Annotated in this window: 24 protein-coding genes; 20 read left to right on the top strand and 4 right to left on the bottom strand. The window is 68.0% G+C overall.

Annotation, left to right across the window (positions count from 1 at the left end):
* Positions 1-70 precede the first annotated feature (70 nt).
* On the top strand, positions 71-664 hold the full coding sequence (locus tag IU476_RS34150; protein ID WP_195106468.1) for a TetR/AcrR family transcriptional regulator: 594 nt from the start codon (positions 71-73) through the stop codon (positions 662-664).
* Between the two features lie 48 nt (positions 665-712).
* Here the strand turns inward: IU476_RS34150 and IU476_RS34145 are convergent, their stop codons facing one another.
* On the bottom strand, positions 713-1,186 hold the full coding sequence (locus IU476_RS34145; protein ID WP_195106467.1) for a carboxymuconolactone decarboxylase family protein: 474 nt from the start codon (positions 1,184-1,186) through the stop codon (positions 713-715).
* 214 nt (positions 1,187-1,400) lie between these two features.
* Between IU476_RS34145 and IU476_RS34140 the strand changes: the two genes are divergently transcribed.
* Positions 1,401-2,606, top strand: coding sequence for an FAD-dependent monooxygenase (locus IU476_RS34140; protein WP_195106466.1), 1,206 nt, complete (start codon positions 1,401-1,403; stop codon positions 2,604-2,606).
* Between the two features lie 32 nt (positions 2,607-2,638).
* A complete protein-coding gene (locus IU476_RS34135; RefSeq protein WP_195106465.1) occupies positions 2,639-3,079 on the top strand; it encodes a hypothetical protein in 441 nt (146 codons plus the stop codon).
* A gap of 42 nt (positions 3,080-3,121) precedes the next feature.
* Here IU476_RS34135 and IU476_RS36925 read toward each other — a convergent pair whose 3' ends face one another.
* On the bottom strand, positions 3,122-4,483 hold the full coding sequence (locus IU476_RS36925; RefSeq protein WP_195106464.1) for a response regulator transcription factor: 1,362 nt from the start codon (positions 4,481-4,483) through the stop codon (positions 3,122-3,124).
* A gap of 491 nt (positions 4,484-4,974) precedes the next feature.
* Here IU476_RS36925 and mgtE point away from each other — a divergent pair, with 491 nt between their 5' ends.
* The 6 genes from mgtE to nrdF all read left to right on the top strand — a co-directional run bounded on the left by mgtE (position 4,975) and on the right by nrdF (position 10,577).
* Positions 4,975-6,384, top strand: a complete 1,410-nt coding sequence (gene mgtE, locus IU476_RS34125; protein ID WP_195106463.1) for a magnesium transporter — start codon at positions 4,975-4,977, stop codon at positions 6,382-6,384.
* Positions 6,385-7,025: 641 nt separating this feature from the next.
* On the top strand, positions 7,026-7,358 hold the full coding sequence (locus IU476_RS34120; protein ID WP_195106462.1) for a hypothetical protein: 333 nt from the start codon (positions 7,026-7,028) through the stop codon (positions 7,356-7,358).
* The gene (locus IU476_RS37195) at positions 7,339-7,851 is read left to right on the top strand and encodes a DUF6879 family protein (RefSeq protein ID WP_195106461.1); all 513 of its coding nucleotides are present in this window, start codon (positions 7,339-7,341) and stop codon (positions 7,849-7,851) included. The genes IU476_RS34120 and IU476_RS37195 overlap by 20 nt, the downstream gene beginning before the upstream one ends.
* Positions 7,848-8,684, top strand: a complete 837-nt coding sequence (locus tag IU476_RS34110) for a helix-turn-helix domain-containing protein (protein ID WP_195106460.1) — start codon at positions 7,848-7,850, stop codon at positions 8,682-8,684. The genes IU476_RS37195 and IU476_RS34110 overlap by 4 nt, the downstream gene beginning before the upstream one ends.
* Positions 8,685-8,709: 25 nt before the next feature.
* The gene (locus tag IU476_RS34105) at positions 8,710-9,360 is read left to right on the top strand and encodes a DUF5753 domain-containing protein (protein ID WP_195106459.1); all 651 of its coding nucleotides are present in this window, start codon (positions 8,710-8,712) and stop codon (positions 9,358-9,360) included.
* Positions 9,361-9,614: 254 nt separating this feature from the next.
* Complete coding sequence (gene nrdF / locus IU476_RS34100) at positions 9,615-10,577, top strand: class 1b ribonucleoside-diphosphate reductase subunit beta (RefSeq protein WP_195106458.1); 963 nt, start codon at positions 9,615-9,617, stop codon at positions 10,575-10,577.
* An 8-nt stretch (positions 10,578-10,585) separates the two neighbouring features.
* Here the strand turns inward: nrdF and IU476_RS34095 are convergent, their stop codons facing one another.
* Positions 10,586-12,145 (bottom strand): alkaline phosphatase D family protein, encoded by a 1,560-nt coding sequence (locus IU476_RS34095; RefSeq protein WP_195106457.1) that lies wholly within the window; start codon positions 12,143-12,145, stop codon positions 10,586-10,588.
* Positions 12,146-12,399: 254 nt separating this feature from the next.
* On the opposite strand from IU476_RS34095, the gene IU476_RS34090 reads away from it, so the two are divergent.
* The 3 genes from IU476_RS34090 to IU476_RS34080 all read left to right on the top strand — a co-directional run bounded on the left by IU476_RS34090 (position 12,400) and on the right by IU476_RS34080 (position 14,792).
* Positions 12,400-13,554 carry a damage-control phosphatase ARMT1 family protein gene (locus IU476_RS34090; protein ID WP_195106456.1) on the top strand — a complete coding sequence of 385 codons (1,155 nt, stop codon included), beginning with the start codon at positions 12,400-12,402 and terminating at the stop codon, positions 13,552-13,554.
* A gap of 75 nt (positions 13,555-13,629) precedes the next feature.
* Positions 13,630-14,028, top strand: a complete 399-nt coding sequence (locus IU476_RS34085; protein ID WP_195106455.1) for a hypothetical protein — start codon at positions 13,630-13,632, stop codon at positions 14,026-14,028.
* Between the two features lie 125 nt (positions 14,029-14,153).
* Positions 14,154-14,792: a DUF1579 family protein gene (locus tag IU476_RS34080; protein ID WP_195106454.1), complete on the top strand. Its 639-nt coding sequence runs from the start codon at positions 14,154-14,156 to the stop codon at positions 14,790-14,792.
* Positions 14,793-14,795: 3 nt separating this feature from the next.
* On the opposite strand, the gene IU476_RS34075 is transcribed toward IU476_RS34080, so the two are convergent.
* Positions 14,796-15,884 carry an iron-siderophore ABC transporter substrate-binding protein gene (locus IU476_RS34075; protein ID WP_195106453.1) on the bottom strand — a complete coding sequence of 363 codons (1,089 nt, stop codon included), beginning with the start codon at positions 15,882-15,884 and terminating at the stop codon, positions 14,796-14,798.
* A 137-nt stretch (positions 15,885-16,021) separates the two neighbouring features.
* On the opposite strand from IU476_RS34075, the gene ctaD reads away from it, so the two are divergent.
* The 8 genes from ctaD (at position 16,022) to IU476_RS34035 (ending at position 24,186) form a co-directional block, all read left to right on the top strand.
* On the top strand, positions 16,022-17,758 hold the full coding sequence (ctaD, locus tag IU476_RS34070) for an aa3-type cytochrome oxidase subunit I (protein WP_195106452.1): 1,737 nt from the start codon (positions 16,022-16,024) through the stop codon (positions 17,756-17,758).
* Positions 17,759-17,973: 215 nt separating this feature from the next.
* The gene (gene serB, locus IU476_RS34065; protein ID WP_195106511.1) at positions 17,974-19,230 is read left to right on the top strand and encodes a phosphoserine phosphatase SerB; all 1,257 of its coding nucleotides are present in this window, start codon (positions 17,974-17,976) and stop codon (positions 19,228-19,230) included.
* Positions 19,231-19,557: 327 nt separating this feature from the next.
* Positions 19,558-20,325, top strand: a complete 768-nt coding sequence (locus tag IU476_RS34060) for a peptidyl-tRNA hydrolase (RefSeq protein WP_195106451.1) — start codon at positions 19,558-19,560, stop codon at positions 20,323-20,325.
* Positions 20,326-20,402: 77 nt separating this feature from the next.
* Positions 20,403-20,570, top strand: coding sequence for a hypothetical protein (locus IU476_RS34055; RefSeq protein ID WP_195106450.1), 168 nt, complete (start codon positions 20,403-20,405; stop codon positions 20,568-20,570).
* Positions 20,571-20,623: 53 nt separating this feature from the next.
* The gene (locus tag IU476_RS34050; RefSeq protein WP_195106510.1) at positions 20,624-21,457 is read left to right on the top strand and encodes an ABC transporter ATP-binding protein; all 834 of its coding nucleotides are present in this window, start codon (positions 20,624-20,626) and stop codon (positions 21,455-21,457) included.
* 150 nt (positions 21,458-21,607) lie between these two features.
* A complete protein-coding gene (locus tag IU476_RS34045; RefSeq protein WP_228824771.1) occupies positions 21,608-22,381 on the top strand; it encodes an NUDIX hydrolase in 774 nt (257 codons plus the stop codon).
* A 25-nt stretch (positions 22,382-22,406) separates the two neighbouring features.
* Entirely contained in the window at positions 22,407-23,171 is a 765-nt protein-coding gene (locus IU476_RS34040; RefSeq protein ID WP_195106448.1) for an enoyl-CoA hydratase-related protein, read from the top strand.
* Between the two features lie 37 nt (positions 23,172-23,208).
* Positions 23,209-24,186 carry a class I SAM-dependent methyltransferase gene (locus IU476_RS34035; RefSeq protein ID WP_195106447.1) on the top strand — a complete coding sequence of 326 codons (978 nt, stop codon included), beginning with the start codon at positions 23,209-23,211 and terminating at the stop codon, positions 24,184-24,186.
* Positions 24,187-24,192 lie beyond the last annotated feature (6 nt).

The raw sequence follows: 24,192 nt of genomic DNA, 5'->3' as shown, positions 1-24,192 counted from the left end.
CTATCGCAACTCCGAGTTGCGATATTGTCAGCATGCCCGCACGCCGCAGATATCGCAACTAGGAGTTGCAATGAGTCCCACCGCGCCCCCGGGTCGTGGACCCAAGGTTCGCGCCGCCGTGCTCGCGGCCACCATCGATGAGTTGAGCGAACGGGGCTACGCCGCATTCACGATCGACAACGCCGCCCAGCGCGCCGGAGTGCACAAAACCACCGTCTACCGTCGATGGCCCGATCGCGAGACCCTGATCGCCGAGGCACTGACCGAGAGCCTCACCACCGAAATCCCCATTCCCGACACCGGTTCGGTCGACGAAGACTTGCGCGCACTCGCCCGCAGCCTCGTCGCATGGGCCAACAGCGCCTCCGGCCGGGCGGTGCTGGCAGTGATGGTTTCCACCGCCGCGGGCCTACCGGCACCACCACTGTCGGCTCGACACGTCTTCCGCAACCGGATCCGGCAAACACTGCCGGTGGTGACTCGCGCAATCGCACGCGGAGAGATTCCTGACGGCACGGACCCTGCCGAGATGGTGAAAACCCTGGTAGCGCCGATCTATTTCCGTGTCCTGATCACCGGCGAGCCGGTCGACGACAGCACCGCCGACGCGGCCGCAGCAGTAGCGCTGACGTCCGCCCGCGCCCGCTTGTTCACCAAGAACTGAATGTCCGCACCTGCCAGGCAAGGGCACTCGGCTGTGTGCGTGTGCTGGTTAGACGACGTACTGGCCTGCTCGGTACTCGCCGCCGGGCTGGCGGGTGATGACGTTGAGGCGGTTGAAGGCGTTGATGTTGGCGATGAGTGCTACCAGGGCTCCGAGTTGGGCTTCGTCGTAGTGTTTGGTGGCGTTTGCCCAGACCTCGTCGGAGACTCCGGTGTTGTCCGCGAGGCGGGTGCCTTCTTCGGCCAAGGCGAGGGCGGCGCGTTCGGCGGGAGTGAAGACTGTGGCCTCGCGCCATACCGCGACGAGGTGCAGGCGTACCGCGGTTTCGCCGTCGGCGGCGGCCTCCTTGGTGTGGATGTCGACGCAGGCGCCGCAGCCGTTGATCTGGCCGCCGCGCAAGCGGACCAGTTCCTGGGTCTTGCGGGGCAAAGTCGTCTCCCCGAGCGCCTTTCCCGCTGACACCAGGTACTTCAGCGACTTGGCCGCGACGGGGTTGCTGAACAGATCCATGCGAGCTTCCATGACGACTCCTGACTGATGCGAGTGGATACCTTTCCGACGACGCAGCCCTGCCGGATGTGAGGTGCGCAGGTCGATGCCGCAAGTACCGTTTCGCGATCCGAACCGCACCGATGACTTTCGGCGGGCCCCGCCGTCCACACCTCTGAACACACCGACATCGGTGGACCCGCGCCGGTACCGTTCCGGCGCGGGACGAGATCTACGGAGGCACGCAGTGAGCGGTATCAAGGTGTTGGTGGCGGGAGCGAGTATCGCGGGGCCCGCGCTGGCCCATTGGCTGCATCGGCGCGGGGCCGAGGTGACCGTGGTGGAGCGGTCGCCGGAGCTGCGGCCCGGCGGGCAGGCGGTGGACGCGCGCGGGATCGCCAAGGACGTGATCCGGCGGATGGGGCTGGACGCGACGGTGCGCGCGGCGTGCACCGACACCGCCGGCGCGTACAGCGTGGACGCGGAAGGCCAAGTGCTGCAAACCTTCAGCGCCGAGGACGACGGTGGTGACGGCTTCATCGCGGACATCGAGATCCTGCGCGGAGATCTGGCGCAGGTGCTCTACGACGACACCCGCGACGACGTCGAATACCTCTTCGGCGACCGGATCGCCGAACTCACCCAGGACGCGGACGGCGTCGACGTGGTCTTCGCGGGCGGCGACCGCCGGCGCTTCGACCTGGTGGTCGGGGCCGACGGGCTGCACTCGGCGCTGCGCGCGATGGTCTTCGGGCCGCACGAGCAGTACCTCCGCCACCTGGGCCAGGTGCTCGCTTTCTACAGTGTGCCCAACGAATTCGGGCTGGACCGCTGGCTGTTCGAGTACCAGGATCAGGAGTCCGGCCGCTCGGCCCTCCTGCGCCCCATCCAGGACGCCACCCGCGCGATGGCCATGTTCTATTTCGCCGCAGCCGATTTCGACGTCGACTACCGGGACATCCCGGCCCAGAAGGCGCTGCTGCGCGAGCGGATGGCGGGTCTGGGCTGGAAGACCCCGGACATCCTCGCGCACCTGGACGACACCCCGGACTTCTACCTCGACCAGGTCGCCCAGGTGGTGATGGACCGCTGGTCGAACGGACGAGTGGTGCTGCTCGGTGACGCGGCGTTCAGCTCGTCGCCTATGTCCGGTCAGGGCACCGGGCTGGCACTGGTCGGCGCCTACGTGCTGGCCGGCGAATTGGCCGCTGCCGGTTGGGATCCCGAAGTCGCGTTCGCTCGCTACGAAGCGCTGATGCGTTCGTTCGTCGAGGCCAACCAGGAGATCGGCCGGCTGAACGCCCGCACCCGCGAAATCCCCGGCCCGGATTCCGAGCCGCTCCCGGACTTCACCGGTGAATGGTTCATGGAGCTGGTCGGACGCGCCATCAACGGCGTGGAGTTGCCCGACTACGCCGAGGTGCCGGACTCCGGCGTTAAGAGCGCCATATGAATTCCACAGGGCGCGCCGCATAGCCTTGGCGTATGACCAACACCGAACCGCAAAACCCTTACAGCACAGCGTATTACGGAAGCCACCTGGAGCAGGTACGTCCCATGCCGACGGCGATGCCGACTCAGGTACAGGTGGCCCGGGTGCTGGCCCTCGTGCTCGGCGCGCTGGCCCTCACCGTGGTCGTGGTGAATATCGCGATCGGTGAGTCGTACACCGCCGGTACGTATATGGGGATGTCGATCCCGATTTTCGGCGCGGCCATCGGGTCCCTGTTCTTCGGCCGAGCCGGTCGGGGCGCGCGGGTGACCGTCATGGTGTTCGGCGCGTGGATGATTCTGCTCGGGCTGATGGAAGCGTCGAATCCCGACGGCCCCTTCGTCGGAGGGTGGCTCGAGATTCCCGCGGCCATCGCGATCGTGGTGCTGCTGTCGATGCGCGTGTCCGGCGACTGGTTCCGTCGCCCACGCTGAATCGCAGTGACGAGGCCGAATCCGTTCTGCGTCGAGGGCGCCTCAGGCGGGGAGCAGGCCGAGGGTGGTCAATTCGCCCATGAGACGGGTGGTGGATCCGGTGGCCGCGGTGGCGCCGGACTGCAGGAGGAAGTCGCGGCCGATGTCCGCGGGGCCGAGGGCGCTGCTGTAGATGATGAGGGGGGTGGTTATGCCGCGCTCTCGTACGGCTGTGATGAGGCGTAGGCCCGCGTCGGAGACTCGGGTGTTGTGTTCGGTGCGGCCCCAGTCCGAGACGATCGCTCCGTAGGCGCGGCGCTTGTCTAGCAGGGTGAGGGCTTCGTCGGTGGTCCGGACGATGTCGACGCGAATTCCGTTGCGCTTCAAGCGATCGACGATGAGGGCGTTGTTCTCCGGTCGGTCGTCGACCCACAGCACGGCGGCTGCGGTGCGCTCGTTCAGGGTCGTCCCGGCGGCGGGGGACGGCTGCCACGAGGGGGTTCCGCCCGGGCGGCCCGCGGGGCGACCGGAGGGCGGTTCCGCGGGCGACGGTGGTTCGACCCACCAGGATTCGGTGTCGTGCTGCGGATCGGACTCGGTGTCGGAACGGCCCCGGGGCCCTGCGGGCTTGCCCTTACGACGCCTGCGCGAGTAGGTGGGGCCGGTCGGCCGGGATGTATCGGTGGTTTCGGAAGTGTCGGCGGCCTCCGATGACCCCGCAGACTCAGAAGAGTCGGCGGCTCCGGATGGCTCGGCGGTCCCGGGCGAGCCGGTGGTCCTGGGCGAGTCGGTGGTCCCGGACGACTCGGTGGTCCTGGGCGAGTCGGCGGTCCCGGAGGAATCGGCGGTCTCCGACGAGCCAGGACCCGACCACCCGATGGACCCCGACGACCCGACAGACTGCTCGCGAACCGGTTCATCCACGGCCCCGGCGCCGACCTCCCGCTCCACCGGCGACGAGCCGTCCTGGTCGGTCGGCACACCGGCGACTCCACTGGGCGTCAGCCACGGCGCGGTATCGATCGGCTGCTGGTAGCCCTGCTGCTGATAGCCGTACGGGTTCGGCGCGAGATCGAACTGTCCACCCGAGGAGCCGCCGCCCGGTATCGCGTAGCTGCCCGAGCCGGCCGACGGAATGAACGACCCGGCCGGAGGCGACCACGCGCCGGGCGGGGGTGTCCAGGTGTAGGACGCGGCGGGCCCCGCGCGCATGCCCTCCATCTCCTTGGTCAGCCGGCTCAGCTGGGCTTGCAGGTCGGCGATCATGTCGTCCTGCTGCTCGCTGAGCTGCTTCATGCTGATCTCCTGGCCGCCGACGTTGAGCGTGAACTCGCGTCGTTCCGCCGAGCGGATCACCCGCCCGACCGGGCCGCGGAACATCAGCAGCGCCACCAGGAACAACGCCGGCCACAGTAGTGCGGCCACGGAGTCGAGGATTTCGTGCACGCGTCCCCCCGGATCGGTTCGTGTTGCCTACCGCGACAACCGGTTTCGTGACCTCCGGAGACTACCGGCGGGCACCCGCCGCCGCCACCGCGCGGGGCGAGGCCGAGGGCGCGGGTTCGCCCGGCCGGTGCTGGGGAATTATCGCGACCCGCCGGGATGTTCACCACCTGATGGCGCGTCATCCCCGGCGGCCGGGTATCCTGCTCTCGAATGCTCTGCGTCATCGGCGAATCGGCCGGTGGCTGCGTTCGTCTGAGGGCGGACGGCGCACATGACGACGACAGCGGAAACGATCGAGGAGGTGGGTTGCTATGCGTAGCGAGCCTCCCAGTCGAAGGCCGCGCGGCGTCGCTCCCGTGTTCTGCCGGTAATTCGACGGCGATCGGGGTGGCGCCCCGCGGTGTGATCCGGTGTCTCTCCCTTTCCGCTCCATGCCGTAGTGCTGCATGCCGTTGTGCCGAGGTTCTGCCATGTCGCCGACCGATCTGTCCGTCGCTGCTCCCGCGCTGCCCGCAGCCGACCCCATCGAAAACGCACAGCCCGACTGCCCGCGTCACGAGTCCCTGCAGGACGTCGTCGACTGCGGCCGCGTCGAGGCCACGCTCGCCTGGCTGGACGACCATCCGCCGCACCTGATCGCCGACCAGCTGGCTCGCATGGACGCGGTGCCGGCCGGCGTCGCCTTCCGGCTGCTCGACAAGGACCGCGCGCTGGCCGTGTTCGAGGAACTCGAGCCGGTGGACCAGCAGCAGATCCTCTCGGGACTGCGCGGTCAGGCGTTCCGCGAACTCGTCGAGGAGATGGATCCCGACGACCGCGCCCGCATGCTGCGGGAGGCCCCGGCCAAGGTCGCCAAGAAGGTGCTGGCCGGGCTGAGCCCGAACGAGCGCCGCATGACCGCCGCGCTGCTCGGCTACGCCGAGGGGTCCGTCGGCCGGTACATGACGCCCGAAGTCGTCGCGCTCCCAAGGCAATTGACCGTCGCCCAGGCCTTGCAGATGGTGCGCGTCAAGGGTCTCGGCGCGGAGACGGTGTACACGCTGCCCGTGGTGGACCTGGGGCGGCGGCTGATCGGCATCGTCGAGCTGCGCGAGCTGGTGCTCAGCGCGCCCGAGGCGATGGTGTCGGATCTGGTGGTCACCGAGCCGGTGTTCGCGCGCGCCACCGATGCGGCGGAGAAGGCCGCGCGGCTGATGCGCGAGACCAACCTGATCAACCTGCCGGTGGTCGACAGCGAGGACCGTCTGGTCGGGCTGCTGACCATCGACGACGCCGTCGAGGTCATCGAGGCCGCGGACAGCGAGGACGTGGCCCGCCAGGCCGGCGCCGCGCCGTGGGCCGGCCACTACATGGCGGCCGGGGTGTTCCAGCTCGCTCGCTACCGGGCGATGTGGTTGCTGTTGCTGCTGGTGGCGGCGACGCTGACGGTCTCGGTCACCGACGCCTTCGAGGCCACGCTGGCCCAGGCCGCGCATCTGGCGCTGTTCATCCCGCTGCTCATCGGGGCTGGCGGCAACGCCGGAGCGCAGGCGGCCACCTCCTGCGTCCGCGCGCTGGCCGTCGGCGAGGTCCGCGTCTCCGACCTGCTGCGCGTGATCTGGCGCGAATGCCGCGTCGGCCTGGTGCTGGGCGCGATGCTGGCCGCGGTCGGCATGGTGATCGGCGGCATCTTCGTCAGCGCCGACATCGCCGTGGTCGTGGGCATCACGCTGATCATCATCTGCGGCTGGGCCGCGACCATCGGCGGCACCATGCCCCTGCTCGCCAAGAAACTCCGCATCGATCCCGCAGTGATCTCCGCGCCCATGGTGACGACGTTGGTCGACGCCACGGGGCTCGTCATCTACTTCACCACCGCCAAGGTCGTGCTGGGGATCTGAGGTCTTCGAAGGCCGGACATCGTCGTTCGGGGGCAACCGAGTTGACGATGTCCGGTGGGAAGTGGGCGCACCGTGGGCGATTTCGCGCAGCCGCGTTCGCCCCTAATCCCGGTACGGACGGAGCGCCCACACAGCCACACCGAGTGGCAATCCCACAACCACGACCCAAGCGACCGTAAGCACGCTGCTACGCCCCTTGCTCGCGCAGCAACCGGAGCACCCGACCGCACGTCGTGGTGTCGGCGAGTTCGATCGGGTGCAGCGGCGGAGGTACCTCGGAGGTATCTGGAAAACGCTGCGGCAGAGCCGAATTGGTGAACTCTATGTACACCCCGCCGGAGTCCCCATCGCCGTAGTCGGTGGTTTCGAGGACGCCTCCCGGGAACACGTAAAGCCTTGTACGCCTGGGCTCCATGTCGCCTCCATCGGTTTGTGCCCAGTGGTAGAGCACTCGGCATAGGGCGTCGGTTTCGACCCGATATCTGGGCCTGCTCAGCACGGTATGAATCACTTGTCAGCGCAGTCCACTGGTATGCACATCTATGCACGAAATATGTTCACCCATGTCATTCCGCCTTTCTTTGAGAAATGATGGTTGAGTACGTGACCATGTACGTGCATGACCGGACGGGAGACCGGAGATGAGACTGAAGCTGCTGGGCAAGGGCGGGTCCGAGGCCAACGGATGCCCCGCGTTGTACGCCACCGACCGCGGAAGCTACCTGGCTGTCGGTTGGACCACCGACACGCCGGAGACGATCGAAATACCGCACCTGCTGACAGGATTCGCGGAGGAACGCACGTTCATCGGTGCCACGATGAACGACACGGGTTGGGGAACGTTCACCATGTCCGGTCGACCGATCACTGATCATGAGACGTTGAGTCAGCTCGACCTGGCCGATGACGAAACGGTGATCGAGGTACCGAAGCGAGAAAGGAAATTCTACGGCCATGCTGCTAGTCGGCGGTGACCCGTGGCCGGAGTGGTTTCTAGGGTTACGACGGTCAGCGTTCCACCTGGAAGTGAGGGACTCGTATTCCGAAGCCAGCGAGGACAATCGGCTTCGAGCGTTCCTCGCTGGTGAGCCGCCACCGGAAGAATCGCCGGTGCCGTGGCACGCGCTCATGCGGGCCACTACCGAGCGGGGTGTGTCCGTTACTCGGGTTCGTGTCGTTACGGAGCCGTTGACGGATTATCACCGATGGTTGTTGTCGATTACTGGCCGCAACATCGCTTCCGGTGAAGACATTCGCTATCTGCCTCGCGCCGAAGCTGGGGAAGTGCCGCCGGATGACTGGTGGCTGTTCGATGATGAACGAGTGGTATTCAACCTTGCCGATTCGACAGGCAGCCCGGCCGGTGCGGCAGTAACCACCGATCGGGGCATCGTGGACTACTGCCGGGGAGTTCGGGACCGGCTGTGGCAGCTGGCGACCCCGTACAAGGAGTTCACGGCGACGTGAGCGGTCCGATTCAGCAACAGCGTGAAGCTCTCGGGGTTCGGCTTCGAGAGCTTCGCCGTACCGCCGGTATCTCCGGTGCCGAGTTGGCGCGCCGCAACCAATGGCACCAAACCAAGGTTTCGAAGATCGAGCATGGACGGATCAAACCGTCACGCAACGACATCCGGGCGTGGTGTGAGCACTGCAACGCCCTGGACCAGGTGCCCGACCTTGTGGCGAGCCTCGAGAACATCAAAACCGCGTACCTCGAGTGGCGTAACGTTCTCGGCACCGGCACCAAACGACGGCAACAAGCGCTGGCCAACCTCAGTGAGGCGGCGGAGACAATCCGGATTTACAATCCCTTTTTTATCCCGGGCTTCTTGCAGACGGCTGAATATGCCGCCGGAGTGCTTCGAAACGTCGCCAGTTTCTATCAAACGCCCGACGACGTCGCGGCCGGGGTAGCGAAGCGGCTGGAACGTCAACAACTTTTGTACCGTGGTAACCGGAAGTTCCATTTCTTGATCGGGGAACAAGCCTTGTACACGCCCGTCGGCAATTCGGCAGTCATGACTGGACAGCTGGACAGGCTGCTTGCTGTCATCGGATTACCACGAGTCACCATCGGTATCGTGCCGATCACCGCTGAGATACCTTTCGCGCCGACCAACTTCTCGATGTTCGATACAAAGATGGTGCTGGTCGAGGCGATAACCGCAGAAATCACAGCTACCCGGCCGCAAGAAATCAAGACGTATCATCGAGCATTCGACACCCTCGCCGGACAGTCGGTCACCGGTGATGCTGCGCGAAGACTGATCCGGAAATCGATCGGAGCCAGAACCGAATGATCGATGGGGAGGTACAACTTCGTGTATGACGCCGATGGAGGTAACCGTGATGAAGCTGCGTTTTCTCGGCACCGAGTACCTCGAATGGCGGAAGGTGCTCGGTACCGGAACGAGGCGACGGCAGCAACAGTCGATCGAATGGGAATCGGGGGCTCGGATACTTCGATCGTTCGAGCCGGTATTGATTCCCGACCTGTTGCAGACTGCCGAGTACGCTACCGGAATCCTTCGCAAGGTGATCGAGTTTCATCAGGTACCCGATGATCTGGATGCCGGGGTATCCAAACGGATGGAGCGTCAGCAAGTCCTGTACCAGCGAGATCGCTTGTTTCACTTCGTCATCGGTGAACAGGCGTTGTATACCACTGTCGGGGACGACCAGGTGATGATCGGTCAGCTCGATCGACTGCTTGCGGTGCAATGTACGCCACGGATAACCATTGGGGTCATTCCGTTCACAGCGCCGTTCGAGATGGCTACAACCAGCTTTCTGATGTTCGATACGAAAATGGTCATGGTCGAGAACATCACGGCAGAGCTGACCATCACTCAGCCGCGCGAGATCGAGGTTTACCACCGCACTTTCGATACGCTCGTGCGGCAGTCCGTGACCGGGGATGAGGCGCGAAAACTGATCGGGAAAGCGATCCAGGCCAGGGCCGGAGGTTCGGGCTGAGGCGCATGGCTGGCCGGACGGTGGGCGGCATCGTCGGCGCGGGGGGCGCGTGTCGTGCGGCGGGCGCGTGGCACGATGTGCTGGGACGGCCCGCATGCCGGTCCGAGCGCAGGGTTCCGGTGTGGAATCACTCACGCTGTCGGATCGCGTAGGACACAAGGTGTTGTGCTGCAGGAGATTGTCGTCCACTAGTAGTATGTTTCAGGGTGCGGGAAAACCCCACGGTCCGGCGAGGTGAGAAGGGTGAGCGGCGCGTGAAGCTGATCGACCGAGTGTCTGCGATCAACTGGAATCGGGTGCCCGACGAGAAGGATGCCGAGGTCTGGGACCGGCTGGTCGGCAACTTCTGGTTGCCGGAGAAGGTTCCGGTGTCCAACGACATTCCGTCGTGGGCCACGCTGACCCCGCACGAGAAGCAGTTGACCATGCGGGTTTTCACGGGGCTGACGCTGCTGGACACCATCCAGGGCACGGTCGGCGCGGTGAGCCTGATCCCGGACGCGCTGACCCCGCACGAGGAGGCGGTGCTCACCAACATCGCGTTCATGGAGTCGGTGCACGCCAAGAGCTACAGCTCGATCTTCTCCACGCTGTGCTCCACGCGCGAGATCGACGACGCCTTCCGCTGGTCGGAGGAGAACCGCAATCTGCAGCGCAAGGCCGAGATCGTGCTGGACTACTACCGGGGCGAGGAACCGCTCAAGCGCAAGGTGGCGTCCACGCTGCTGGAGAGCTTCCTGTTCTACTCCGGTTTCTACCTGCCGATGTACTGGTCCTCGCGGGCCAAGCTCACCAACACCGCCGACCTGATCCGGCTGATCATCCGCGACGAGGCCGTGCACGGGTACTACATCGGCTACAAGTATCAGAAGGGCCTCGAGCAGCTGTCGCAGGCCGAGCAGGACGAGCTGAAGAACTACACCTTCGAGCTGCTGTTCGAGCTGTACGAGAACGAGGTCGAGTACACCCAGGACCTCTACGACGAGGTCGGCCTGACCGAGGACGTCAAGAAGTTCCTGCGCTACAACGCCAACAAGGCGCTGATGAACCTCGGCTACGAGGGCCTGTTCCCCAAGGACGAGACCGAGGTCAACCCGGCCATCCTCTCCGCGCTGTCACCCAATGCCGACGAGAACCACGACTTCTTCTCCGGCTCGGGGTCGAGTTATGTGATCGGCAAGGCGGTCAATACGGAGGACGAGGACTGGGACTTCTGACCTGCTGCTCAGGCCGGTGGTAGGCGCTGGGTGAACAGCGCCTTTCCCGAGGCGTCGCAGAGGTTGACCGTCAATTCGCGGCTGCGTGCGTCGATGAGCACCTCGCCGAAATGCTGGTATTCGTCCAGGGGTGAGGAGTTCTGGGTCGGCGGGGCGTGGACGAAAACGGCTGTGGGGCCGAAGGTTCCGTCCAGGTCGTTGGGGCCGAACGCGCCCGCGTTGAGCGGGCCGGAGACGAATTCCCAGAACGGGTCGAAGTCGGTGAAGGCGGCGCGTTCCGGCGAATAGTGGTGGGCCGCGGTGTAATGCACGTCCGCGGTCAGCCACACCACATTGGCGACCTTGTTCGCCTTGATCGAGGACAGCACGCGGGCGATCTCCGTCTCGCGGCCTGTCGGCGCGCCCGGATCGGCGTTGGCTACGGCCTCGAAGGCGGTGGTGTTCGGCTGCTCGCCGTCCTTGACCACCAGGCCGAGCGGCAGGTCGTTGGCGACGATCTTCCAGGTGGCCCGCGAGTCCCGCAGCCCCTCGATCAGCCACTGGGTCTGCTTGGGGCCGAGGATCTTTCCCTCCGGGGAGCGGCCGGCGTCGTTGGTGTCCTTGTAGGTGCGCATGTCGAGCACGAACACGTCCAGCAGCGGGCCGTAGGAGATCTTGCGGTAGAGGCGGCCGTCGACGGCCTCGGCGGGATCCAGTGGCATCCACTCGTGGAAGGCCTGCCAGGCGCGCTGGGCGAGGATGTCCATGTTGCGTTCGGTGTAGCCCTTCGCCGCCGCGACCTGTCCGCCGGGGTACCAGTTGTTGACCGTCTCGTGGTCGTCCCACTGCACGATCTGGGCGACCGCGGCGTTGAAGCGGCGGTAGTTGTCGTCGAGCAGGTTGTAGGCGTACTGGCCGCGGAATTGGTCGAGGGTCTGTGCGACAGCGCTTTTCGGCTCGGTCACGACATTGCGCCACACCCGGCCGTCGGGGAGTTTCACCGTCTCCTGGAGTGGGCCGTCGGCGTAGATGGAGTCGCCCGAGTGCAGGAACAGGTGCGGGTCGCGGGCGGCCATGGTGGAGAAGATCTTCATGCCGCCGAGGTCGGGGTTGCTGCCCCAGCCCTGCCCGACCACGTCGCCGGACCACAGCAACCGCAGATCCGAGGGTGTGGTGGGCACCGTGCGGAAGACACCCTTGACGGGCTCCGACGAGACGCCTGTGTCGCCTTCGAGGGTGACCCGATAGTGCACCTGCTGTCCGGCGGGCAGGCCCGCCAGGCGGACGCGTCCGGTGCCGTCGGTGCCGGGGGTCAGCGTGGGGCCTTCGAAACGCCTTGTCTCGGAGAAGGATTCGGTCGCCGAGGTCTCCACGATCAGCTTGGCCGGGCGATCCGAACGCGCCCAGACCAGCGCGCCGTCGCTGCGCGGATCGCCCACCGCCACGCCGTGCGTGAGGTTCGGTCGCTCCCGCACCAGTCCCGGCCCGGAATCGTTGGAGCACGCCACCAGGCCCGGGGATGCCGCCAACCCCAGCGCGGTGGTGCGCAGCAGTGTCCGCCGGGAGAAACCGGAACGTCGCTCAGCCATACCTCAGCACCTTGTCCAATCCGTCGCAACGCCGCCTGAACAAAGGGCGACGCGCGGGCCAACACTGCCCACCCGCTCTGGCCGAGCTTCGTTGTTCCTGTCCTGGATATGTTCGTCATTCGGGCGTGTTTTGGCCGGAATCCATTCGTGCGAGGTGGATCCCGGCCAAAAGCATGCCGGGATGGCGTTGGCTGAGATGCCGGGATGACGGTGGCAGTTGTTCAGGCTCGAGGGGGATGGGACAGGATCGGGGGATGACCGATACGCCGCCGATTCTCGCAGGGGTTCCGGGCTCGTTTCCGCACAGCGTGTTCCACGAGCGTCATCCGAAGCTGATCGAGCAGGTGATCGGCGCGCATCCGTATGGGCAGGCCGAGCAGGCGGCGCTGCGGAAGTTGCTGGCCGAGAGCGTGGCGGGGGTGATCGAGCCGCTGCGGACCGAGGCTGCGGACGGTCCGCGCTGGGCGGAGTGGGGGCGGGACGAGTGGGGACGGCCGTGGGGTGAGGCGTCGTTCCTGTGGGCGGAGAGCTACTTCTACCGCCGACTGCTGGAGGCCGTCGGGTACTTCGGGTCAGGGGTGTGGCGCGGCATCGATCCCTTCGGCCCGACCAAGGCCGCCGAGCTGGCGAGCCCGGCCGTCGCCGACGAACTGCGCGCCCTCGCCGACCTGGCGGCCGTCCCGGACGCGAAGAAGCGCGACGCCCTGCTGGTCTCGGCGCTCTGGGGCAATCAGGCCGACCTCGGCTTCCAGCTCACCGCCGGTCCGGGCGCGCGCGACGAGCGGCTGCTGGTCGACGACAGTGCCGTGCTCTGGTCCACGCTGGCCGCCGCGACCGACCCGGACGTGTGCCTGATCGCCGACAACGCCGGCCGCGAACTGCTCCCCGACCTGATCCTCGTCGACCACCTGCTCACCAGCGGTGCGGCGGCCCGGGTGTCGATCTATCTCAAGCCGCAGCCGTACTACGTCTCCGACGCGACCATGGCCGACCTGTCGGCCGCCCTGCGCGTGCTGCGCGACAGCGAGACGGCCGAGGCCCGGGCGGTGGGCGAGCGACTGTGGCAGGCGCTGGTCGAGGGCCGCCTGGTGCCGCGCACCCACGAATTCTTCTGCGCCCCACTGTCGTTCCACCATCTGCCGGAGGATCTGGCGGTCGAGTTCGCGTGCGCGGCGATCACCGTCCTCAAGGGCGACCTGAACTACCGGCGACTGCTCGACGACCGCTACTGGCCGCCGACGACGCCCTTCGCCGAACTCACCGGCTACTTCCCGTCGCCGGTCCTCGCGTTGCGCACCCTGAAATCCGACGCCGTCGCGGGCCTGTCCGCCGCGCAGGTCGCCGACCTCGACGCCACCGGCCGCCCCTGGCGAACCACCGGCGAGCAGGCCCTCATCCAGGCCCGCTGAGCCCCCTTGACCTGCTCGAACGTCTAATCCGCCCCATCGGAGGACGTGTCATGCACCGCGGGTTAGTATTCGAATATGCGTTCGAACGAGGAAGGTGCGTCACCTCGGACCGAAGGCACGGAACCCGAGCTGCAATACCCGAACGAGACCGGCTACTACTACCGGGCGCTGACCTATCCGCCGCGTCCGGTGTGGGTCCGTCTCGACGCGATCATGCTCCGCGATCCGGGGATGCCGCGCCACGTCAACGGCGCGGGACTGGACATGACCGGCGAGCGCCCCGGCACGCTCACGCACTGGGTGCCGACCGTCGCCGGTGACTGGCTCGGCCGGGTCAACTTCTCCGTCCCGTACGCCGACGGGCGGCCGGCGCTGCATCTGACCGATCAGCTCGTCCCCGCCTACGCGCTGCGGCCGCGCCGGAGTTCGCCCCGGCGGCGCGGCGAGAGCCCGGAATCGGACACCGCCCGGTAGTACCGTCCGGTCCGCTTCTCCCGCTGTCGGGGACAGGTGTTGCGGGCGACCGTCCGGTGGGCTTTGCTTACACCGCCCTCCGATGTCGACGACGCCGGAAGTACCTGTGCGACAAGGATTGACAGATGAGATCGAATCGGTCCCGGATGCTGTTGCCGGTCACCGTCGCCGCCCTCGCGGCGGTGGTGGGCGGATGTTCCAGCGAGACCAACTCCCAGGCCGCGCCGACCACCAGCGTGACCGCGGCCGTATCCGCCGAGCTACAGGATCCCGGCCACCGCAGACTGGACCGGCTGGTCGGCGAGTGGGACGGCGAGAAGTCCACCTACATCGCGGGCGGCAGCCCGAGCAACCCGATCCGCAGCCGGATCGTGTCGCGGTGGAACTGGATCACCAAGACCGGCAGCAACTTCCTGCGCGAGGAAGCCGAAGGCGGCTTCGGGGACCGGCCCTACTATCGGCTCGGACTGCTGGGCTACGCGCCGACCGACGACCGCTACGAGTGGACGACGGTGGACAGCGTGACCCCGATGACCATGAGCTACAAGGGCGCCAAGGACAGCGGCGGCGAACCGGACATCGTCATGCAGGGCGAATTCACCGATCCGGGCGTGCTCGGGCCGCAGTTCGTCGGGCAGACCATCCCGATGCGCACGCGGATCGCGATGGAGACGGCCGAGCGCGTGGTCATGGAGATCTACTTCAGCCCGCCCGGCCAGCCCGAACTGCTCGCCGACCGAGTGGAACTCACCCGGCGCAAATAGGGGTCAGTCGGTGACGTAGCCGTTGAGGGTCTTCTGGAGGTCGGTGAGGATCGCCCGGGCGGCGGTCACGCCGGTGCCGTGCCAGATCGGGTCCTCGACGACGAATTCGCGGCGATCGGTGACGGCGGCCAGTTTCCCCCAGCCCTTCTTGTCCTTCATCACCGACTTGCCGTGGCTCTCGCCGTCGGGTCCGTCGAACATCAGATAGATGAGGTCGCCCTCGACCTTCGCGCGCTCGTCACCCTCGCGGAGGTCGCCGACGCCGAACGACGCGCCGCGCTGGGCGACCGGCCGCTGCACCCCGGCGTCGGCCAGCACCTGACCGGCGAAGGTGTCGCTGCCCTCGACCCGCAGGTCGTCGGCGGAGAAGCGGACCACCGAGGCCTGCGAGAGGTTTGCTCCGATCGCGGCGCCGGTCTCGCGGGCGGCGGTGCGGTAGTCCTCGAGCGCCTTCGCTCCGGCGTTGCTGCGGCCCATCGCGTCGGCGTAGGCGCTGAAGGCGGACTGCCAGCTGCCGGATCCGATCAGCACGGTCGGGGCGATCGGCTCCAGCGCGTCGAGATTGCCGTCGCCGACCGCGCCGAGGATCAGATCCGGGTGCAGCGCGGTGATCGCCGCGACATCGGGCGCGCCGGGGCCGCCCACGCTCGGAACCTTCTGGACGCCCGTGCCCAGGTAGGTGGGCTGCGGGGTCGGCCCGCCGGCCGGTGTCGCGCCGACCACGCGCTCCCACAACCCCAAGGCGCACACCGCGTCCAGCGCCGCGGTGTCGAGGACGACGATGCGCTGCGGGTCGGCGGGCACCTGCGCGGTGCCGCCCGGGTGGGTCACGCCGCGGGTGCCGGAGCGCTGATCCGGGGCCGAGGGCAGCGCGCACGCGGTGCGGGTGTCGCGTTCGATGCCGACCACGGCGGCACCGGCGATATTGGTGGTGGTGCGGACGATGCTGGCGTCGTCGTGCGTGCCCTGCGCGCAGCCCGTCAGAAGCGTCACCGCGGCGGCCGCCGCCAAGCTACCGGCACGCAAACGCCGAGCGTGACGGCGGTTGTGGGCGGTGGTGTTTCGGGGGGAGTCGACCTCGCTCACCGGCATGCGGGGAAGGGTACACACAATCGATTACGACAGAGAGTAGGACCGGGCGCGATGCGGTGTGACAGCACGGTTTACGATGCGTCGTAGCGCATTGTCGAGAGACAACCAGCTACCAGGCCATACCTAATGGAGGATCAGTGACTGCTGTAGAGCCCCAGCCAGTCCCGAAGTTGGAAGCGACTCGGCCGTACCCACCACGTCTGGGGCCGAAGGGGTCGTTCATCTACAAGGCGGTCACCACCACCGACCCCAAGGTGCTCGGTGTGATGTACCTGGTGACGGCGATGTCGTTCTTCATGATCGGCGGCGTGATGGCGCTGCTGATGCGTGGCGAGCTGGCGCGTCCGGGCCTGCAGTTCCTGTCTCCCGAGCAGTTCAACCAGCTGTTCACCATGCACGGCACGATCATGCTGCTGTTCTACGCGAGCGCGATCGTGTTCGGCTTCGCCAACATCGTGCTGCCGTTGCAGATCGGCGCGCCCGACGTCGCCTTCCCGCGCCTGAACGCCTTCAGCTACTGGCTGTATCTGTTCGGCGCGACGATGGCCACCGCGGGCTTCATCACCCCGGGCGGCGCGGCCGATTTCGGCTGGACCGCCTACACCCCGCTGTCGGACATCGTGCACGCCCCCGGCGTCGGCGCCGACCTGTGGATCATGGGTCTGGCCGTGTCCGGTCTGGGCACCATCCTCGGTGGCGTCAACATGCTCACCACCGTGGTCTGCCTGCGCTGCCCCGGCATGACGCTGTTCCGGATGCCGATCTTCACCTGGAACATCGCCGTCACGAGCGTGCTGGTGCTGCTGGCCTTCCCGATCCTGACCGCCGCGCTGATGGCACTGGCCTACGACCGCCACCTCGGCGGCCACATCTACGACCCGGCCAACGGCGGCGCGCTGCTCTACCAGCACCTGTTCTGGTACTTCGGCCACCCCGAGGTGTACATCATCGCGCTGCCGTTCTTCGGCATCGTGTCCGAGATCTTCCCGGTGTTCAGCCGCAAGCCGATCTTCGGATACACCACGCTGGTCTACGCCACCCTGGGCATCGCGGCGCTGTCGATCGCAGTGTGGGCGCACCACATGTACGCCACCGGAGCCGTGCTGCTGCCGTTCTTCTCGTTCATGACGTTCCTCATCGCGGTCCCGACCGGTGTGAAGTTCTTCAACTGGATCGGCACGATGTGGAAGGGGCAGTTGACCTTCGAGTCGCCGATGCTGTTCTCCGTCGGCTTCCTGGTCACCTTCCTGTTCGGTGGTCTGTCGGGTGTCATCCTGGCCAGCCCGCCGCTGGACTTCCACGTGTCCGACTCGTACTTCGTGGTCGCGCACTTCCACTACGTGCTGTTCGGCACCATCGTGTTCGCCACCTTCGCGGGTATCTACTTCTGGTTCCCGAAGATGACCGGCCGCATGATGGACGAGCGCCTGGGCAAGTGGCACTTCTGGGCGACCATGGTCGGCTTCCACACCACCTTCCTGGTGCAGCACTGGCTGGGCGCGGAGGGCATGCCGCGGCGCTACGCCGACTACCTGCCCACCGACGGGTTCACGATGCTGAACACCATCTCCACCATCGGCGCGTTCATCCTGGGCGCCTCGACGCTGCCGTTCATCTGGAACGTCTTCAAGAGCTACCGGTACGGCGAGGTCGTCACCGTGGACGATCCGTGGGGTTACGGCAGCTCGCTGGAGTGGGCCACCACCTGCCCGCCGCCGCGGCACAACTTCTACGAGCTGCCGCGCATCCGGTCCGAGCGTCCGGCGTTCGAGCTGCACTACCCGCACATGATCGAGCGGATGCGGGCCGAGGCCCACGTCGGCTGGGGCTCGAAGTCCCACCACGTCAAGGAGCTGGACAAGGTTTCCAGCTAGTCGGGTTCGAAGCCGCGGCGGCCGTCGACCCGACGGCCGCCGCGTTTCGGTTTCCGGGCCGAGTGATACCGGCCACCCGGTCGCGGGTGGCCGCCGTGGTGTCCGGGTCGACCTGAGAGAATGTGCGAGCCGTCATCGGCGGCCGAGCATGTCACGAGAAACGGAGTTGTCGCTTGAGCACGTCCAAGTCTGACGGCGGTTCCCGCGAGCCCTCCGTGGTCACGCGGGCTGCCTCCTCCGGGCCTGACGCGGGCACCGCGGCGACGACCGTGCTGATCACCGTCACCGGCCCCGACAAACCGGGCGTGACCTCGGTACTGCTGACCGCGCTGGCGCGCAACGGCGTGAGCCTGCTGGATGTCGAACAGGTCGTGATCCGCGGCCGGTTGACCCTCGGCGTGCTGGTGAGCTGTCCTCGCGATCCCGAGGATCTGCAGGATCAGCTCGAGGACGCGATGGCCACCGTCGGCATGCAGGTCGACGTCGAAATCGGCGCGAATTCCGTGAGCGGCGCGCGGCTCTCGACGCACGCGGTGGTGGTGCTCGGCAGTCCCGTGACGGCGCGGGCGTTCAGCGTCATCGCGCGCAAGCTGGCCGAGCAGAACGTCAACATCGACTCGATCCGCGGCATCGCCGACTATCCGGTCACCGGCCTGGAACTGCTGGTGACCGCGCCGACCGACCCCGCCGCGGAGACCGCGATGCGGACCGTGCTGTCGGTGGTGGCGGCAAAGGAGAACGTCGATGTCGCCGTCGAGCGGGCGGGCCTGGCGCGACGGGCCAAGCGGCTCATCGTGTTCGACGTCGACTCCACTCTCATCCAGGGCGAGGTGATCGAGATGCTGGCCGCGCACGCCGGCGTCGAGGACGAGGTCCGCAAGGTCACCGAGGCGGCGATGCGCGGCGAGATCGACTTCGCCGAATCGCTGCGGCAGCGCGTCGCGACCCTGGCCGGACTGGACGAGTCGGTCATCGACGAGGTCGCCGAGGTGATCGAACTGACGCCCGGCGCGCGCACCACCATTCGCACGCTGCGGCGGCTCGGCTTCCGGTGCGGCGTGGTGTCCGGCGGGTTCCGGCAGGTGATCGAGCCGCTGGCGCACGACCTGGAACTGGATTTCGTGCAGGCCAACACCCTCGAGGTGGTGGGCGGCAAGCTGACCGGCAAGGTCATCGGCGAGATCGTGGACCGGCCCGGAAAGGCCGTGGCGCTGCGCCGTTTCGCCGCCGAGGCCGGGGTGCCGATGGAGCAGACCGTGGCGGTCGGCGACGGCGCCAACGACATCGACATGCTCAACGCGGCCGGGCTGGGCATCGCGTTCAACGCCAAGCCCGCGCTGCGCGAGGTCGCCGACGCCGCCCTCTCGCACCCCTACCTGGACGCGGTCCTGTTCATCCTCGGCGTCACCCGCGACGAGGTGGAGGCCGCCGACGCCCGGGACGGCCTGCTGCGTCGCGTCCCACTCAACTGATCCCGCGGGCCGCTCGACCCGGACCGCGCGTACTTTGCCGACGTGCCCGCCACTGGGTGTACGCAGCCGCATCACTCGAAACGGTTGCGGCCGAACAGGTTAGCCGCAAGATCGCTACGACGTTCGCCGGGCCGCCCGGGCCGCCTGGCAGCGAAGTCTGCCCGGAGGTTGCTCGTGTTCCCGCCGGGAATTTCCGCCCCGCTGCCGCCGCTGCAGTAGCGGGTCGTTCGCCCACCGGCGATAGGCTGGCCCAGTTACCCACACGTGATCGGAGAGTTGGTTGGCTGCACCGGGTATCGCCGCCGCGGGCACACGGGGAGCCCGCGGATGACGGAATCTACCGACGCCGTGACGTGGGGGCTGGACGCGGGTTTCCGTGCCCGCCACGCGGAATTGGCGCAGGGCTACGGCGGCGGTGGCGACCCCGACGACCCGGCGCTGGTGCAGGCGATGCAGATGGTGCTGCACCTCCCCAAGGCCGATCCGCCGCCGCGCAGCGCGCTGCTGGCGGCCGCGGCCACCGCCGTGGTCGAGCTGTGCCTGGACCCGCGGGTGGGTCCGGACGGCGAGTGGGAGGCGCGCTATCTCGCGTGGAAACGCTCGCGAATCCGCAAGGTAGCGCGGCGGGCGCGCGGCGCGCAGTGGCTGGCGGCGGGTGATGTCGACGGCGTGACCGTCGAGATCGGCGGCGCGCAAGCCCGGGCCCTGGTGCCCGGACCGGTCGGTGATATCGACCCGCGCATCCGGAAACTGCAGATCGGAGGCACCGACCTGGCGGCCGACGACCCGGGCCCGGCAGATCCGGAACTTCCGGTGCTATGGGTGAATTCGGAACTGGGTATGACTGTGGGCAAGGCCGCCGCACAGGTCGGGCACGCGAGCATGCTGCTGGCCGGCGCGCTGCCGGTGGAACAGGCGTACGCGTGGTCGCGACGCGGTTTCCGGTGCTCGGTGCGCGACGCGACGCCGCAACAGTGGTCCACGCTGTGCGACCGGGTCCGGCAGGGCACGGCGACCGCGGTGCGCGACGCCGGGTTCACGGAGGTGGCCCCGGGATCGATCACGGTGATCGCGGTCCCGGCGCCGGCGGCCTGACGCACCTGCGCCGACCGGTCGACGTGGCGGCGGGATTGCGGCAGTATCGGGACACGACTCGCGGAGGTGCGACGGATATGACGACACTGTGGATAGTGCTCGGCATCTGGGTCGTGTGCTCGGTTCCGGTGGCGTTGCTGCTGGGCCGCCTGTTTCGCGCGCCGCGCCCGCGTCCGGGCAGGAGTCCCGAATCACAGCGCTCCGACACCGATTTGGCGCGCGGACGGCCGCGCGGCCGACTATGACACTTATCGTGCAAACAGACCACGTTGGCAACGGTTCGCGGGCGTGGGCCAAGATGGAGCCCGTGCCGCAACCGGATCCCGATCTGCTCATCGATTTCAACGAGGTGACTGTCCGGCGCTCGGGCCACACCCTGGTGGGTCCCGTCAGCTGGCAGGTCGAACTAGACGAACGCTGGGTCGTGCTCGGCCCCAACGGCGCCGGCAAGACGTCGCTGCTGCGGATGGCCGCCGCCGAGGTGCATCCGACCTCGGGCACGGCCAACCTGCTCGGCGAGGTGATCGGCCGCACCGACATCACCGAGTTGCGCCCGCGCATCGGGATGTCGTCGGCGGCGGTGGCCAGCCGGGTGCCGCTCGACGAGAAGGTCGGTGACCTGGTGGTCTCGGCGGGCTACGCCGTGATCGGCCGCTGGCGCGAGGAGTACGACGACGTCGACACCGACCGCGCCATCGACATGCTGGAAAGCCTGGGCGCCGAACACCTTTCCGACCGTGCCTACGGCACCCTGTCGGAGGGCGAGCGCAAGCGGGTGCTCATCGCGCGGGCCCTGATGACCGATCCGGAGCTGCTGCTGCTCGACGAACCGGCCGCGGGCCTGGACCTCGGCGGCCGCGAGGAATTGGTCGAGAAGCTGGGCGATCTGGCCGCCGACCCCGATGCCCCGGCGACGGTGCTGGTCACCCACCACGTCGAGGAGATCCCGCCCGGTTTCACCCACGCCCTGCTGCTGAACGAGGGCACCGTGGTCGCCCAGGGGCTGCTGGAAGACGTGGTCACGGCCGAGAACCTCAGCGAGGCGTTCCGCCAGTCCATCACCCTGGACCGCATCGACGGCCGCTACTTCGCCCGTCGCTCACATCGTTTCGGCCGCCACCGCCGCGCCTGACCCGTGCCACCGGCAGGACGGCGGGCACCAATCGTACGGGGTATACCTCGCGGCGAGCGGTGACACCAAGCGGGCGTTAGGGTGCGAGATGTGAGCGAGACTGTTGCCGAGCCCGATTCGACGCCGCCGGTCAAGGACGCGTCCACGGTGATGCTGGTGCGTGACGGGGCCACCGGCCCCGAGGTGTTCATGCAGCGCCGTGTGCAGGCGATGGCGTTCGCGGCCGGGATGACGGTCTTTCCCGGCGGCGGTGTGGACCCCTCCGACGCGCAGGCCGAAATCGCCTGGGCGGGACCGGATCCGGCGTGGTGGGGCCGGCGCTTCGGGACCGACGCGGCGCGGGCCCAGGCGCTGGTGTGCGCCGCGGTGCGCGAGACCTTCGAGGAGTGCGGGGTGCTGCTGGCGGGACCGACCGCCGACACCGTCGTCTCCGACACCACCGCCTACCGCGCGGCGCGCGGGCAACTCGAACGCCGCGAGCTGTCGCTGGGGTCGTTCCTCGCCGACGCGAATCTGGTGCTGCGCGCGGATCTGCTGCGGCCGTGGGCCAACTGGGTGACGCCGGTGGTGGAGGAACGGCGTTACGACACCCGCTTCTTCGTCGCGGTGCTGCCGGCGGGCCAGCGCGCGGACGGCGCGACCTCCGAGGCGCACGAGGTGGCCTGGCGCACCCCCGCCGAATCCCTGGACCGCTGGCGGGCGGGCAGCGACGTGCTGCTGCCGCCGACCTGGTCGCAACTCGTGGCGCTCGGCGAATTCGCCTCCACCGCCGACATTCTCGCCGTGGAGGCCGTCATCGAGCCGATCCAGCCGGTGCTGGGCACCCGCGACGGCAAGCCGCGGCTGGAGTTCCCGGATAACGACCGCTACTTCGCCGACGTGCCCGACGCCGCCCGCCTGCAGGGCTCGCGGCGGCGGGACTGAGGACCGCCCAGTAGGCTCCTGCCCCGTGGCCGAATATGTGACCGTGGACCGCGCCGAGGCGGGTGTCGCCGTGCTGCGCTTCGCGCGGCCGCCGTTGAACCTGATCGACGTGCAGTCGGCGCTGGAACTGGCCGCGGCCGCCGATCGGATCGCCGCGGACCCCGGGGTGCGGGCGGTCGTCGTCTACGGGGACGAGCGCGTGTTCAGCGCCGGGGACGAGTTGGCCGAGTTGGCGCGATTGTCCGCCGAGCAGGCCGGGGCGCTGGCGGGCGACCTGCAGCGCGCGCTCGGCTGCCTGGCCCGGCTGCCGCAGCCGACGGTCGCCGCGATCAGCGGCTACGCCCTCGGCGCCGGGCTGGAACTGGCCCTGGGCGCGGATCGGCGGATCATCGGCGACAACGTGAAGCTCGGGCTCCCGCAGATCCGGGCGGGCCTGATCCCGCTCGCCGGCATCCGCCGGTTGAGCCTGCTGATCGGTCCCGCCCGCGCCAAGGACCTGGTGTACACCGGCCGGTTCGTGGGACCCGAGGAGGCGACGGCGCTCGGCCTGGTCGACGAGGTGGTCGCCCCCGACGACGTCTACACCGCCGCGCTGGCCTGGGCCCGGCAGTTCACCGCCGGTCCCGCGCGGGCGCTGGCCGCGGCCAAGCGGGTCTTCGAGGCCGGTACGCACGGCCACGATCGCGCCCGCACCGAGTGGTCGGAGCTGTTCGAGACCGAAGACCGCAGCATAGGAACACGTTCTTATTCGGCGGCCGGTCCGGGATCCGCCGAATTCGTGGGCCGCTGATTTCCGCGTCGTGATCGCTCGAGTACGCTAGCGGACCATGACCGCACGTCCTGACGACCCCGCGCCGAACCCGCACGCCACCGAGGCGGAGGTCCAGGCGGCGCTTGCCGACAACAAGCTGGCCCAGGTGCTGTATCACGACTGGGAAGCGGAGACCTACGACGACAAGTGGTCGATCTCCTACGACGAGCGTTGCATCGACTACGCCCGGGGCCGCTTCGACGCCGTCGCGCCGAACGCGCCGCTGCCCTACGAGCGGGCCCTCGAGCTCGGCTGCGGCACCGGGTTCTTCCTGCTGAACCTGATGCAGGCCGGGGTCGCGAAGCGCGGCTCGGTCACCGATCTGTCCCCGGGCATGGTGAAGGTGGCGCTGCGCAACGCCGAGCACCTCGGCCTCGAGGTGGACGGGCGGGTCGCCGACGCCGAGACCATCCCGTACGAGGACGACACCTTCGACCTCGTCGTCGGACACGCGGTGCTGCACCACATTCCGGACGTGGAGCTGGCGTTGAAGGAATGCCTGCGGGTGCTCAAGCCGGGCGGACGGTTCGTCTTCGCCGGTGAGCCGACGACGGTGGGCAACCTGTACGCGCGCAAGCTCGGGCAGGTCACCTGGAAGGTCACCACCGAGGTCACCAAGCTGCCGTTCCTGAGCGAGTGGCGGCGGCCGCAGGAGGAACTCGACGAGTCCTCGCGGGCGGCCGCGCTGGAGGCCGTGGTCGACCTGCACACCTTCGATCCCGCGCAACTGGAGATGATCGCCCGCTCGGCCGGCGCGACCCAGGTGCACGCGGAGACCGAGGAGTTCGCCGCCGCCCTGTGGGGCTGGCCGGTGCGCACCTTCGAGGCCGCCGTGCCCGCCGAGAAGCTCACCTGGCGCTACCGGATCGCGCAGTACCGGGCCTGGCTCGGGCTGAGCTGGCTCGACGAGCGCGTCCTCAAGCACGTGGTCCCGCGCCGCTTCTTCTACAACGCCATGATCACGGGCGTGAAGCCCGCCGCCGCCGGGAAGTAGTGCTCG

Origin of the sequence: Nocardia blacklockiae, from assembly GCF_015477355.1 — a bacterium.
Lineage (GTDB): Bacteria > Actinomycetota > Actinomycetes > Mycobacteriales > Mycobacteriaceae > Nocardia > Nocardia blacklockiae.
Note: the sequence above shows the minus strand (reverse complement) of the source record. Positions and strands in the feature narration are given on the sequence as shown.